Below are 13,776 nucleotides of genomic sequence, written 5' to 3' on the forward strand. Positions count from 1 at the left end.
TGCATCGGCAATGGCAAAGCGCGTCAGCCCTACGAATTCGGCGTCAAGGTCGGCATTGCGGTGAGTGCCTGCAAGGGATTTGTCGTGGGCGCGCGCAGTTTTCCTGGCAACCCCTACGACGGCGACACCTTGGCCGAGCAGCTGGAGCAGACACGCGGGTTGCCGCAGGATCTGCGCGTAGAACCGACGGTGGCGATCGTTGACCTGGAGTATCGCGGGCGCGAGGTCGCTGGCGTGCAGGTCCCGCATCGCGGCAAGTCCAAGACGCTGACGCGACGGCACTGGCACTGGATCAAGCGACGGCAGGCGGCGGAGCCGGTGATCGGACACCTGAAAGACAACTGCCGGCGACGTCGCTGCCGGCTGACAGGTGCACAAGGCGCTGCATTGCACGCGCTTGGCTGCGCAGCCGGCGACACCCTGCGCTGGCTGCTGCGCTGGATCGCCTTTTGGCGTGCCTGGATGCAGGCGATCATGTGGCGATCCTCGCACCCGGTGCAGCTGTCGCCGGCAGGGCTTGGTGCTTGAATGGGATTTTTCAGGGACGGCTCATTACGATGAACACGATATCGCGCTGAGTGCTGAGTGCTGAGTTTGGGGCTGTTCGCGCGCCATTGCGAAGTCCGAGTTGGCTGCTCTGAATACATTGTAGTGATCGAGCTAAGCCCCTGGATCGATGCGCCCCCCCGCGCACAACACGACACACACACATGTCACCCAACTGACACTTCGCAAATCGCACGTTTTTGCGCGCTGCGTTGTAATGACGACACACCGGCGCATTGCCGCTTCGTTCGCGCGGCGCCGGGTTCGCTCGCCTTCTGCGTGCGCGGGCTTTGCTCCGTAGATTAGCTCACGCCGCTGAGCTTGCCGCGGCCGGGTCGCGTTGCTTCAGCAGGCACGCGCCATTCCTCTCTCAGGTGATCTTCTTCATGAAATTGCTAACCGCCGCCATCGGCGGTGTCTGTCTTACGCTCGCCGCACAAGCCGGCGCCATCAACCTTGCAACGGGCGATACGCGCGCTGTCTCCGAGCCGGCGATTCCTGCCACCTGCCAGTCGGTGAGTGCCAGGCACACGCCGAGTGGGCGCCTGTTCGACGCTGCATCGGAAAGTGCGCCGCCGGATACCAAAACCATCCAGGCCGCACTGACCGCCTGTACCGGCAAAAACGGCAGCGTGCTGCTCAAGGCCGGCACCGGCACTGCGTTTCTCAGCGGGCCGCTGTCGATTCCCACGGGCGTTACCTTGGTCATCGATCAGGGCGTCACCCTGTACGGCTCGCGCAATCCGGCCGACTACGGTAGCGGCTGCGGCACTGCCGGTGCCAAGAGCGGTGGATGTTTGCCGCTGATCAGCATCAAGGGCACCAAGTCGGGCGTGATGGGCGTGCGCACCGGCGGGCGCCAGGGGACCATCGACGGCCGCGGCGATCTGCCCATGCTCGGCAAGAGCACCACCTGGTGGGAATTCGGCGAAAACGCCAAGAATGCCGGCCAGGTGCAGAACAGTCCGGACCTGATCAAGGTGCAGAACTCCAACACCTTCACCCTCTACAACGTCAATCTGATCAATGCGGCGTACTTCCATTTCTTCGCGCATATCGTCGATGGCCTGACCATCTGGGGCGTGCGGGTGAAATCGCCGGCCACCAGCCCCAACACCGATGGTCTGGACCTGGACAGCGTGGTCAACGCCAGCCTGGTCGATAACGATGTGATGGGCGGCGACGATTGCGTGGCGATCAAGACCATTGCCTCCAAGTCCGGCAACATCAGCGTGCGCGACAATCGCTGCTATGGCACCCACGGCATCTCGATCGGCAGCGAAGTGATGTCCGGGGTCAACAATGTGCTGATCGAAAACAACGCCATCACCGCCACCGACGATGCCGGCAACCGCAGTACCGACAACAACGGGCTGCGCATCAAGACCAGCATCGTCAAGGGTGGCCCGGTCAGCCTGATCACCTATCGCAACATCTGCCTGTTCGGGGTGACCAGCCCGCTGGTGATCAACCCGTTCTATTCGACCGGTGGTAGCGGGACCAAGCCCAGTTTCAAGGAGATCGTGGTCAACGGCTTGCGTACCACGGGCGATGTCGGCCTCAAGGGCAAGGGCTGGATCCTGAAAGGCTTCGATGCGCAGACGCCGCTGGACCTGGTGCTGTCCAATGTTGCGACAGGCAACACTGCCGTTACCGCCAGCAATGCACAGATCAGGCTGATCAACAGTGATCTAACGGCAACTCAGTTGCAGGGCACCGGTGTCACCACCGGCCCCGTGCAACTGAGGGGCGCTATTCCGACCTGCTCCACTGCACCACGTTTCCCGGCACTGTGATCGATCAGGCCCGGCCGGAGTTTCGGTCGCGCCTTAATTTTTCTGGTTCTTACTTTCGATGACGATGCAGCGCTGAGAAGTGCTGCGTCGTCTGGAGCCTCGGCACTCTCGGGTTGAGACGGAGAGCCGTTTTGCGTCACCGACGTTCTGGCGCCGACGCATCGGTAGCAATCTTTTGAAATGCCAGCGCACCGACGCTGCGCCATCGGCCGCTGCGATCTCCTCGCCACGCCAGCCTTGGCCCGTGCGCACAGCCCGCGTGCTGCCAAACCTTCATAGCAAGATCCGATTCCATCGCAGCCGACGCATCCGTGCCTGCAGAGTGTTTGCTTGCAGTGCGCAGCCAAGTGGCGCTTCCTGCAAGCGTCCGCCACTACTAAAGACCGCCTGGACTCCAGCGAAAGCTCTTTCGTTTCATGGTCTTATTGACAAAAGTTCATCTGGTCTCTGTTACTCTCGGCAGATGAATAGACGCACCCTGACCTGCCTGCTCACCCTCGGCCTTGTCGCCTGCGCGACCCAGCCCAGTCCTCCACCCCCGCCGCCGGCCGCCAGTGCGCCACCGGCCAAGCCGCCGAGCGCGCCCGTCAGCGCCGCTGCCGAAGCGCCCGCACTGCCGCCGGTAGATCTGACCCCGGTGCCGTTTGAGATCGCCCGCGCCAACTTCGTACGCGACACCGCAGCCAAGTACGGCCTCGACGCTGCACAGATCGAGGCAGTGCTGGCGCAAGCACAATTCAAGGACGCCATCGTCACCGCGATGTCTCGCCCGGCCGAACGGGTCAAGCCGTGGAACGAATACCGCCCGATGTTCATCACCCAGGCGCGCATCGACGGCGGCCGCAAGTTCCTGGCCGAGCACCGCGCCGAACTGAGTAAGGTCGAAGCCGCCACCGGCGTGCCGGCGCAGGTAATCGTGGCCATCATCGGTGTGGAAACCAGCTACGGCACCAATGCCGGCAAGTACCGCGTGCTGGATGCGCTGTACACGCTGGCATTTCGCTATCCGCGCAGCGGCGACCCGGCCAAGCTCGAACGCGAAGTGCGCCGCGAGCTGTTTTTTCGCGATGAACTCGGCCAGCTATTCGCGCTTGGCAAGGAAGAACAACGCGATGTCACCACGCTGATCGGCAGCTACGCCGGCGCGATGGGCATGGGCCAGTTCATGCCGTCCAGCTACCGCCAGTTCGCTGTCGATGGCGATGCCGATGGCAAGCGTAATCTGTTTACCGATCACAACGACGTGTTCGCCTCGGTCGCCAGCTATTTCGTCAAGAAGGGCGGTTGGGTGCGCGGTGGTCAGGTCGCCGTACCGGCCACACTGGCGGCCGGACGTGAGGAGTTCAATCCCCCCGATTGGTCGCCTGTCTACACGCTGGCCGACTTGTCCGCGCGTGGCTATCAACCCGCCGCGCCGGTGGTGGCAGGCAGCACCGCCACCCCAATCAGCCTGGACGATGCCAACGGCAAGCAGTATTGGCTCGGCTTCCAGAACTTCTACGCAATCACCCGATATAACGGTTCCAAGATGTATGCGATGGCTGTGTTTCAGCTGTCCGAGGCCATCGCCGGCAAGGAGTTACCTCCGGCATGAACAGCATGACAGGCTCCAAGTGGCTGATTCCGATGGCGCTGATGCTCGGTCTGGCGGCCTGTAGCAGCGCACCGAAGAAGCGTTCGGGCAGCGCAGGGAGCGGCGCGATCAAGGGCGTCAAGGTCGAAGGCAAGGGGCCTGCGTACGTCGTCAGCGGATGCCCGTCGACCTCGCCGTATGCGGCGGCAAAAGAAGATCCGTCCACGCGTGGCGACTACACCGCCGGTGGCCTTTACAAGCCCGGGGTCAAGGACACCACCCCCGATCACGTACCCAATGTGGCCTGCATCCCCGAGCCCTTGGTCAGCAACGAGCCGCGCTCGGCGGTGGGCAATCGTTCGCCGTATGAAGTGCTGGGCAAGCGCTACGTGGTGATGGACAACCCCGGCGACTATGTCGAACGCGGCACCGCCTCTTACTACGGCAGCAAATTCCACGGCCGGTTGACCTCCAACAAGGAGGTCTACGACATGTATTCCTTTACCGCCGCCCACAAGACGCTACCGCTGCCCAGCTTTGCGCTGGTGACCAATACCGACACCGGTGACTCGGTGGTGGTGCGCGTCAACGACCGCGGCCCGTTCCACGATGGCCGCGTGATCGATCTGAGCTACGCCGCTGCGGTCAAACTCGGCATCACCGGCATGGGCACTGGCAACGTTGAAGTGCGCGGCCTGACCGAAGCCGATAACGGCAATCTGCTGGCCAAGCGCCGCAATGGCGTGGCACCTGTCACCACCGCCGTTGCTGCAGCGCGGCCAGCCTCGGGCGGCAGCCAGATCGATAGCCTGGTGCAGCGTCTGCCCACCGGCACGGTTGCTTCGCGCGCGGTGGCTGCAAGCTCGGCTGCCGTGCCGGTTGCGACATCGATCGCCGCCGCGCCGGTCATTGCGGCCGGCGAGCGTTGGCGCTATCACGTGGCCGAGTCGCGTCAGCCAGGCAATCCCGACAATTTCGATGCCTGGATGAAATCGCAGGGCGTGCGCGTTGCGACCGGCAAGCCGGCAGCTGTGGCGCCGCGGCCGGCATCGGTCACACCTGCGCCCGCATCTGCCGCGCTGGTGGCTGTGGCAGTGCTCAAGGCAGCGGACAACAACGCGGCTGCGCGCCCGGTCAAGATCGAACCAGCGCCTGCCAAAGCGCCGAGCGTGGCCGAAGCCGCACTCGGCGACATCCTGCTGCAGGTCGCCAGTTTCGCTAGTCGCGAGAACGCCGATCGCGCGCTGTCGCAGCTGGCCTCGGCTGGCATCGCCGGTGCCAGCGTCAGCGACATCGTCAGCGGCGGGCGCACACTGTGGCGGCTGCGCGTGAATGCACGCGACCACGCCAATGCCTCGGAAATCGCCCAGCGCATCGCCGGGCTTGGCTTCGGGCGCCCGCAGATCGTCGCCAATTAAGAGCAGTCGACACGCCGCTCAGGCACCGGGGTGTGCGGCTGGTGTCTGGAATCGCGACGTAGTATGAAGCGCTGCGATCAACGCGCGCCTGGTGCGTGCATCGGTCAACTGCGCGCTTTTTCCAGCCAGTTTGAGTGCGCAACGAGCCCCATCGCTGAACTGCGCAGCCGCGCGCACTTTCTCACGCGTCGCCCTGATCGCTGTCGCACCTTACAATTTCGCATTGCCCAGCCTTCGGGCCCGTCAGGAGTCTTTCTTCAATGAAATTCCGCTTCGCCGCCGCTGTCGTGGCCACGTTCGCTTTTGGCCTGGTCTGCGCCCAGACGCCCGCGCCGCAGCCGACGCCTGCCGTTGCAGCTGCGCAGGCCGCCGTGCCGGTTCCGCCTGCACCCGCGCCGGCCGTGTCCAAGTCCTGGATCCTGATGGATTACGCCACCGGGCAAGTGCTCGCCGGTGAAAACATCCATCAGCAGCTGGCGCCCGCCAGCATCACCAAGGTGATGACCTCTTACGTGGTGGCTGCCGAGATCAAGAACGGCAAGGTCAAGCGCGACGACCAGGTCATGATGAGCGAGCGCGCCTGGCGCGAAGGCGGCGCCGGTACCGACGGCAGCTACAGCGGCTTCCCGGTCAACCAGACTGCGCGTCTGGACGACATGGAAAAAGGCATGGCGATCCAGTCCGGCAATGATGCCGCGATCGCGCTGGCCGAGCATGTTGCCGGCAGCGAAGAAGCCTTCGCCTCGCTGATGAACAGTTACGCCGCCAAGATCGGAATGAAGAACTCCTACTTCGTCAACGCGCACGGCCTGAGCGCCGAAGGCCACCATTCCACCGCCTACGACCTGGCCATGCTGGGCCGTGCGATGGTGCGCGATTACCCGGAGACCTACGCCTACAACAAGATTAAGGAATTCCAGGTCGGCAGCATCAAGCAGAACAACCGCAATCTGCTGCTGTGGCGCGACCCGGCCGTGGACGGCATCAAGACCGGCCACACCTCCGAGGCCGGCTACTGCCTGCTCAGCTCGGCAAAGCGCGGCGACCAGCGTCTGGTGGCGGTGGTAATGGGCGATAGCTCAGAGCGCCAGCGCGCCGACGACAGTCTTGCCCTGCTCAACTGGGGCTTCCGCTTTTTCGAAACCCACAGCCTTTACGCGCCCGGCAAGGTCGTGACCAAGCAGAAGGTGTGGAAGGGTCAGCAGGACGAACTGCAGCTTGGCGTGGCTCAGCCACTGCTGGTCAGCCTGCAGCGCGGCCGCTACAACGACCTCAAGCCCAGCATGGAAGTGGCCAAGAACCTGCAGGCCCCGATCAAGCAAGGCCAGCAGATCGGCACGGTCAAGGTCAGCCTCGACGGCAAGATCATCGCCCAGGCCCCGCTGGTGGCCATCAGCGCCGTCGAAGAAGGTGGGTTCTTCAAGCGCCTCTGGGACGGATTCTGGATGTGGTGGGAATCGGAGTGATCAAAGAAAAGCCGGCTTTCGCCGGCTTTTTTCTTTGCGGGATGCGGTAGTCGGGATTGGCAACAGCAAAAGAAAAGAATCAAAAGCCTGCTTTTACGAATCCCGAATCTCAACTCCACAATCCTCGCCCTCAAAGCATCCGGCTGATCGTAAAACTCCCATACACCGGCGTCTGGCGCTGGGTGTCGAACTCGCGGGTGCGGTGGTAGCGGGCGATGGCGAACTTCCAGCGGCCATACATCACCGCCAGGCCGTAGCCGACGTCACCCACAAAGGCGCGCTTGTCCACGCTGTGGCTGTTGCGGAATGTGTTGCCGTCCAGGGTGATGTCGCGCAGCACCCAGCGCGCATCGGTGCTCACGAACAGGTGTCCGGACCAACCGCTGGCACGTCCCAGACGGCTGGGCGCGGTATTTTCGCCTGCGTGCCGGGTCGGTGTGCTGCTGAAATCGTCCGGCAATTTCCAGCCCAAGCGCGCTTCGCCGCCGGCATTCAGATGCGTGGCCATGTTGCCGACCGCGCCGCCCCAGTGCGAAATGAAATCCCAACCAAAGCCGTCCGCATTGACTACCGCATCGCCGGGCCAGCGGCGCATGCGCTCGTGCACCAGGTTGATCAGCGGCTCGTTGTGCAACTGATTGTCCCAGCCCTGGAATTTTTCATCGCCCAGCGCATCGTGGATCGCATCCTGCGCATCCTGCGCTTCCTGTGCAAACGCCCACGGGCCGACCACGCCGATCTGCAGCTGGGTGGTACGCAGATGCGCATCATTACGCGCGTTATAGCCGAAGCTCGCCAGCAGGATGCCCGCATAGGGACGATCGTCGGCAATCACATCGCGCCGGGTGGAATCGGTTGGAGTGAAGATCCCCTGGCCGATCGAGAACACCATGTTCTGCTGGTCGAACTCGCCCGGATGCAGACGCTCCAGATAACCGTTGACCCAGCGCGCGGTGCGCGGCAGGCAGGGGTCGTCGGTGTAATCGACCAGATTGGGCGACACCAGCGTCAGCACCGCGCCATTGGACTAGCCCTGATCCTGATCCTCGCCACCCAGCAGATCGTTGTCGACCCGGAAATTCACCGCCGGCGGGGTACGTCCCAGCCTGCTGGAATCGCATTGATCAGCCGCCAGGGCCGGCAGCGATAGCCCGGTAAGAGAAAGCAGCAGAGCAGCAGACAACGCGCGCGGTCGAAGCATGGATGGCCTGGAAAGGTAGGAGAGGACGGTGTTCAGCAAAGGTGCCTGCGGCAGCGCTTGCGTCGCGTGAATGTGTGCCGCGAGCTGGCGCACTCTCTGCCGGTGCCGTCCTATACAGGACCACCACCGGCACGTAGATAGGTTTGGTCCGGGGCTGTAATGGCATTAGTTTTGCTAAAATTTTTGAGACTGCTCACCTCATTACCTGGCAGCAACAAGCTCATCAGTTCGAATGGTCAAGACTTGGGTTTGCCCACCGCCGGCCCGATAATGGGCGGATGGAAATCAGCTCCGACAACCCCGATCACGGCTTCCAGTTTCCCGGCACCTTCGAGCTCAGCGCCATGGGCGCGGCCGAGCGCGGGCTGGAGACAGAACTTCCGCGTCTGCTCGCTGCCACTGGCGTGGAGTTACTGGGAGAAAGTATCAGTTGGAAGCATTCGTCCAGCGGCAAATATGTCTCGATCCGGATCGGCTTTCGCGCCGAGAACCGCGCGCAGTTCGACGCTGCCCATCAGGCACTGCGAGACCACCCGGAAGTGAAGTGGACGCTGTAGCGGCCGAGCCTGTGCTGTCATCGGTTCCAATCCTGCCGGCGCAGCTGCGTGATCTCGGCCGGCAGGATTACGTGCCGGTGTGGCGTGCGATGCAGCGTTTCACCGACGCGCGCAATGGGCACGCCGCCGACGAGGTGTGGGTGGTCGAGCATGCGCCGGTGTTTACGCTCGGCCAGGCCGGCAAGCCCGAGCACGTCTTGGCACCAGGCGACATTCCGGTGTTGCATGTCGATCGCGGTGGCCAGGTCACCTATCACGGCCCCGGCCAGTTGGTGGTCTATCCGCTGCTGGATCTGCGCCGGCTCAAAATCGGCGTGCGCGATTATGTGTGCAAGATCGAGCAGGCGTTGATCGACACCCTGGACGAGTGGAACATCGTCGCCGAGCGCCGCGATGGCGCGCCTGGCGTGTACGTGGGCGGGGCGAAGATCGCCGCGCTCGGGATCCGGGTGCGGCGCGGCTGCACCTTCCATGGACTGTCGTTCAATGTGGCGATGGATCTGGAGCCGTTTCACCGCATCAACCCGTGTGGCTACCAAGGCCTGCAAGTGACCTCGGTGCTAGACTTGGGTGGCCCTTCCGGGATGGGCGCCGTCAAGGCAGTGCTGCTCGATCAGCTGGCGCGCCAGTTTGGTCTCGTGTTGCAGCCTGTTTCCGCATTGCCCGACCTTTCGCTTCCGGCCTGAGCGCCCGTTATTGCCATGACCCAGCCTATCGCCCGTTCCATCCCCTTGCAGGTCGTCTCCGGCGACACCGCCGCACCTGCGCCGCTGCAGACCGGTGTCAAGCAGATCGGTGGCGACAAGATCAATCGCTCGCCGGTGCAGTTCGTCGATGCGCCGGTGCTGCGCAAGCCGTCGTGGATCCGCGTGCGGATTCCGTCCGGCAATGCAGTGCAGAACCTCAAGGCCAAGCTGCGTGAAAACCGCCTGGTCACGGTATGCGAAGAAGCCAGCTGCCCGAACATCCACGAGTGTTTCAGCCACGGCACCGCGACCTTCATGATCCTGGGTGAGGTGTGCACGCGGCGCTGTTCGTTCTGCGATGTGGCGCACGGCCGGCCCAAGCCGCCGGACGCCAGCGAGCCGGCCAGCCTGGCCACCACCGTGGCCGACATGGGCCTGAAGTATGTGGTGGTGACCAGCGTGGATCGCGATGATCTGCGCGACGGCGGTGCCCAGCACTTCGTCGACTGCATTTCGGCCATCCGGGTCAGTTCGCCCAAGACGCGCATCGAGATCCTGACCCCGGATTTCCGTGGCAAGGGCCGCATGGACCGCGCGCTGGAGATCCTGGCGCTGAGCCCGCCGGATGTGTTCAACCACAACATCGAAACCGTGCCCGACCTGTATCCGAACGTGCGGCCCGGTGCCGACTATCAGTGGTCGCTGACCCTGCTACAGCGCTTCAAGGCGCAGCACCCGTCCATCGCGACCAAGTCCGGCATCATGCTCGGCCTGGGCGAGACCATGGAGCAGGTACAGGCCACCTTGCGCGATCTGCGTGCGCACGCTGTGGACATGATCACCATCGGTCAGTATCTGCAGCCGACTTCGCACCACCACCCGGTAATGCGTTACTGGACGCCGGAGGAGTATAAGGCGCTGGAGGACTACGGCAACGCGCTGGGCTTCAGCCACGTCGCCTCCGGGCCGATGGTGCGCTCCTCCTATCACGCAGATCGGCAAGCCGCCGGCGCTGGCGTCGCGGCCTGACGTCAGCACGCGCTGTCCAGCAACCCACACGGCCCTGCGCCCAGCGCGGGGCCGTGGCGTATCCGGCCCACGGGCGCGCTGCTGCAGGGTACGGTCGCGTTCACAATCCGCTACAGGCCCGGCGCTAGGCTGATTCGGCCAGCGGATGACAACGCCAGCAACTTTCGGCACTGTCATGCTGTCTGATCCGTTCACCGCCTTCCTTTCGTCGGCCCTGTGCCGAGAGCCATTCGATGACCTACAACGTTTCCACGTCCATGAAGGCCGGCCTGCTGGCGCTGGTGTTGACTACCCCGATGGCATTGCTTGCACGCGCCGATACGGCGTTGCCGGCTGCAGCCACGCCCGACCAGACCACCGCGACCAAGCTGGTCTATGGCCTGCTCTCCGACAGCCGCTATGCCTACCGTCCACGCACACTGGACGAGGCGATGTCCAAGGACGTCTTTAAGCGCTATCTGGAGACGCTGGACGGCAGCAAACAGTTCTTTACCCAGGCCGATATCACCGGCTTTGCACCGCTGGAAATAGGCGTAGGCGATGCGCTGCGCGGTGGGAAGCTGGATCCGGCGTTCCAGGTGTTCTCGGTGTACAAGAAGCGCGTCGATCAGCGCGTCAAGTACGCGCGCGACCTGCTCAAGCAGGACTTCGATTTTACCGGCAGCGACAAGTTCGAGTACGACCGCAAGGATGTGCCGTGGGCTGCCGACGACAAGCAGCTGGACGTGCTGTGGCGCCAGTCTGTGATGAACGATTGGCTGCGTCTCAAACTGGCCGGCAAGAAGCCCGAGGACATCCGCAAGACGCTGGACAAGCGCTATGCCGCGCTGGCTGATTCGGTCAAGCAGCTGAAGGGCGAGGACGTATTCCAGTTCTTCGTCAACGCCTACACCAATGCGGTCGATCCGCACACCGATTACTTCACTCCGCGCACGGCCGAAAACTTCAATCAGCAGATGTCGCTGTCGCTGGAAGGCATCGGCGCGCAGTTGCAGAAGCAGGACGACCTGGTGGTGATCCGCGAGGTGATACCGGGTGGTCCGGCCGCAGTGGATGGCACGCTCAAGCCGGGCGATCGTATTGTCGGCGTGGGTCAGGCCAAGAACGGCGCGATCGAAGACGTGATCGGCTGGCGCATCGACGATGTGGTCGCCAAGATCCGCGGTAGCAAGGACACCCAGGTGAGCCTGGAGTACATCCCGGCCGAGTCGGGTATCGATGGCAAGCACCGCACCGTGACCCTGACCCGGCAGAAGGTGCGTCTGGCCGAGCAGGCCGCCAAGGGCGAGACCATCACGCTGCCGGCCAAGGGCAGCGAGCCGGAACAGCGTATCGGCATCATCAAGTTGCCAGGCTTCTATCAGGATTTTGAAGGTCGTCGTCGCAACGCGGCCGACTATGCCTCCGCAACGCGCGACGTCGCCAAACTGCTGGCCGGCTTCAAGACCGACAAGGTCGACGGCGTGGTGCTGGACCTGCGCAACAACGGCGGCGGTTCGCTGGACGAAGCCATCGAGCTCACCGGCTTGTTCATCCAGCAAGGCCCGGTGGTGCAGGTGCGCGAATCCGGCGGCCGCGTTACTGTCAACGGCGACAGCGATCCCAAGGTGGCATGGGATGGCCCGCTGGGCGTGTTGATCAATCGCGGTTCGGCATCGGCCTCGGAGATCTCTGCCGGCGCCATCCAGGACTACGGTCGCGGTCTGGTGATCGGTGAAACCAGCTTCGGCAAGGGCACCGTGCAGAACATCGTTGACCTGGATCGTTGGCCGTCTGCAGAAGGTCAGCGCTATGGTCAGGTCAAGCTGACCATAGCGCAGTTCTTCCGCGTCAGTGGCTCCAGCACCCAGCACAAGGGCGTGGTGCCGGACATCGTATTCCCGGCCAGTGTGGATGCCACCGAGTTCGGTGAGAGCACCTACGACAATGCGCTGCCGTGGACACGCATCGCCGCTGCGCCGCATACCCAGTACGGCAACTTCGCGCCGCTGCTGCCCAAGTTGCAGGGCCTGCATAGCGCGCGTATCGCCACCGACAAGGAATTCCAGTGGTGGGAAGAAGACGTCAAGAAGTTTCGCGATGAGAAGGCCAAGAAGTACATTTCGTTGAACGAAGCCGAGCGTGTTGCCGAGCGTCAGAAGCAGGATCAGCAGCGCAAGGATCGCCAGCAGCTACGCAAGCAGCTGGGCCTGCCGCTGGACCCGCTTGCCGAAGACAGCGACGACGGCCTGACCGGCAACGAGCGCGACATCGTCAAGGACACCGCACGCGAAAAGGCCGCAGAAAAGCGCCCTGATCCGCTATTGCACGAGTCGGCCGCCATCATCGCCGACGCGCTGGGTCTGCTGGCGCAGGACCAGCCGTTATCGGCGCAGGTACTGCCGCAGTCGACTGCGCCGGGACGTTGGGCTGATTGATTGGTGGTTGATTATCTGCACTACGAAAACGCCACCGCAATCGGTGGCATTTTTTTTGGGGGGGCTGTTCGATAGGCGCCGCCAAACGCACATTGCTGCCAATTTCGAAGGCAGGCTTGCTTGCGAAGATGTTAATCTTTGACGCAATGTTTGTGGGTCTGACAGCAAACGCATTCGTAAAAGTGTCTGGTCCTGTCGCACAGTCGCGGCGCGATCAGCGCGATCAACCCGGCCAGGCAAATTCGGCCAGCACTGGATAATGGTCGGACGGCAACACGCCGCCGGGTCGGGCATCCAGCGTGTAAAAACGCGTTGGTGTGAGGCCGCGGAACAGGATCCAGTCGATACGCCGGGTTGGGTGGGTGGTGAAATCCTGAAAGGTTTTCTCCGGGCCTTCGCGCTTGGTCGCGTGTGAGCGTGCATCGCCAAGTACAGCGGTGAGCTTGTGGTAGGTGCTGTTTTCTGGATCGCTGTTGAAGTCGCCGGTCACTACCAGCGGAATGTTGGCGGGCAGTGCTGCGATGCGTGACAGGATCACGCACGCGCTGTGCTCGCGCGCCGCCTCGTCCTGATCGCGGTGGGCGAAGTGAGTGTTGAACAGATAGAAGCGACGTTTGTCGCCGCGGCGCTCGAACAGCGCTCAGGTCACCATGCGCGGCAGATCGGTATTCCAGATGCTGCTGCCGGAGACTTCGGGCGTTTCGGACAGCCAGAAGTCGCCCGATTCCACCACCGTTAGCACGCGGCTGTTGTAGAACACACCCATGTTTTCGTCGCTTCAATTGGCGCGGCGGCCCTTGCCGAACCAACGCATGCAGGCGACTTCGGTAAAGGACGGGCCATCAAGTCTAATCAGCTGGCATGACCGATAGATCACCACGCATCGATGCATCACACGCTTGACGCCGCCGCGCATCGGCTTAGCATTTGCACCAAGCCAGCGGACAGACCGCTGGCTGCCCACTTAACCGTGAGGGATTCTCATGGCACCGCAGTACGACTATCTCGTGGGCACCTCGAACAACCAAGTCGTAGCCGTGGTGACACGCACTGGATGATGACCATACCTTCAAAAAATCAGCGATCT

Annotated in this window: 9 protein-coding genes and 2 pseudogenes; 9 read left to right on the top strand and 2 right to left on the bottom strand. The window is 63.1% G+C overall.

The genetic code is table 11. The features are described from left to right. The 5 genes from XpopCFBP1817_RS15480 to XpopCFBP1817_RS15500 all read left to right on the top strand — a co-directional run. Positions 1–528, top strand: a 528-nt coding sequence (locus tag XpopCFBP1817_RS15480) for a transposase (RefSeq protein WP_146090189.1), incomplete at its 5' end; no start/stop codon positions are given. Between the two features lie 404 nt (positions 529–932). Next, a complete protein-coding gene (locus tag XpopCFBP1817_RS15485) occupies positions 933–2,342 on the top strand; it encodes a glycoside hydrolase family 28 protein (protein WP_128417782.1) in 1,410 nt (469 codons plus the stop codon). Between the two features lie 463 nt (positions 2,343–2,805). After that, on the top strand, positions 2,806–3,936 hold the full coding sequence (mltB, locus tag XpopCFBP1817_RS15490; protein WP_128417783.1) for a lytic murein transglycosylase B: 1,131 nt from the start codon (positions 2,806–2,808) through the stop codon (positions 3,934–3,936). Continuing rightward, on the top strand, positions 3,933–5,333 hold the full coding sequence (locus XpopCFBP1817_RS15495; RefSeq protein WP_128417784.1) for a septal ring lytic transglycosylase RlpA family protein: 1,401 nt from the start codon (positions 3,933–3,935) through the stop codon (positions 5,331–5,333). The genes mltB and XpopCFBP1817_RS15495 overlap by 4 nt, the downstream gene beginning before the upstream one ends. A gap of 260 nt (positions 5,334–5,593) precedes the next feature. Further along, a complete protein-coding gene (locus XpopCFBP1817_RS15500; protein WP_128417785.1) occupies positions 5,594–6,799 on the top strand; it encodes a D-alanyl-D-alanine carboxypeptidase family protein in 1,206 nt (401 codons plus the stop codon). A 130-nt stretch (positions 6,800–6,929) separates the two neighbouring features. Here the strand turns inward: XpopCFBP1817_RS15500 and XpopCFBP1817_RS15505 are convergent. After that, positions 6,930–8,000: pseudogene (locus XpopCFBP1817_RS15505) on the bottom strand (lipid A deacylase LpxR family protein). Between the two features lie 278 nt (positions 8,001–8,278). On the opposite strand from XpopCFBP1817_RS15505, the gene XpopCFBP1817_RS15510 reads away from it, so the two are divergent. The 4 genes from XpopCFBP1817_RS15510 to XpopCFBP1817_RS15525 all read left to right on the top strand — a co-directional run bounded on the left by XpopCFBP1817_RS15510 (position 8,279) and on the right by XpopCFBP1817_RS15525 (position 12,689). Next, a complete protein-coding gene (locus XpopCFBP1817_RS15510) occupies positions 8,279–8,557 on the top strand; it encodes a YbeD family protein (protein WP_128417786.1) in 279 nt (92 codons plus the stop codon). Beyond that, positions 8,545–9,243, top strand: a complete 699-nt coding sequence (gene lipB, locus XpopCFBP1817_RS15515) for a lipoyl(octanoyl) transferase LipB (RefSeq protein WP_128417787.1) — start codon at positions 8,545–8,547, stop codon at positions 9,241–9,243. The genes XpopCFBP1817_RS15510 and lipB overlap by 13 nt, the downstream gene beginning before the upstream one ends. A 15-nt stretch (positions 9,244–9,258) precedes the next feature. Further along, a complete protein-coding gene (lipA, locus tag XpopCFBP1817_RS15520; RefSeq protein WP_128417788.1) occupies positions 9,259–10,272 on the top strand; it encodes a lipoyl synthase in 1,014 nt (337 codons plus the stop codon). A gap of 257 nt (positions 10,273–10,529) precedes the next feature. Next, positions 10,530–12,689, top strand: coding sequence for a carboxy terminal-processing peptidase (locus XpopCFBP1817_RS15525; RefSeq protein WP_208619633.1), 2,160 nt, complete (start codon positions 10,530–10,532; stop codon positions 12,687–12,689). A 223-nt stretch (positions 12,690–12,912) separates the two neighbouring features. Here the strand turns inward: XpopCFBP1817_RS15525 and XpopCFBP1817_RS15530 are convergent. After that, positions 12,913–13,500 (bottom strand): annotated as a pseudogene (locus XpopCFBP1817_RS15530) (endonuclease/exonuclease/phosphatase family protein); the annotation flags it as partial. Positions 13,501–13,776 lie beyond the last annotated feature (276 nt).

It is taken from the genome of Xanthomonas populi (assembly GCF_002940065.1).
Classification (GTDB): domain Bacteria; phylum Pseudomonadota; class Gammaproteobacteria; order Xanthomonadales; family Xanthomonadaceae; genus Xanthomonas; species Xanthomonas populi.

Coding starts and splice junctions, on each gene's coding strand:
- XpopCFBP1817_RS15485 (WP_128417782.1), top strand. CDS start 933: ATGAAATTGCTAACCGCCGCCATCGGCGGTGTCTGTCTTACGCTCGCC.
- mltB (WP_128417783.1), top strand. CDS start 2,806: ATGAATAGACGCACCCTGACCTGCCTGCTCACCCTCGGCCTTGTCGCC.
- XpopCFBP1817_RS15495 (WP_128417784.1), top strand. CDS start 3,933: ATGAACAGCATGACAGGCTCCAAGTGGCTGATTCCGATGGCGCTGATG.
- XpopCFBP1817_RS15500 (WP_128417785.1), top strand. CDS start 5,594: ATGAAATTCCGCTTCGCCGCCGCTGTCGTGGCCACGTTCGCTTTTGGC.
- XpopCFBP1817_RS15510 (WP_128417786.1), top strand. CDS start 8,279: ATGGAAATCAGCTCCGACAACCCCGATCACGGCTTCCAGTTTCCCGGC.
- lipA (WP_128417788.1), top strand. CDS start 9,259: ATGACCCAGCCTATCGCCCGTTCCATCCCCTTGCAGGTCGTCTCCGGC.
- XpopCFBP1817_RS15525 (WP_208619633.1), top strand. CDS start 10,530: ATGAAGGCCGGCCTGCTGGCGCTGGTGTTGACTACCCCGATGGCATTG.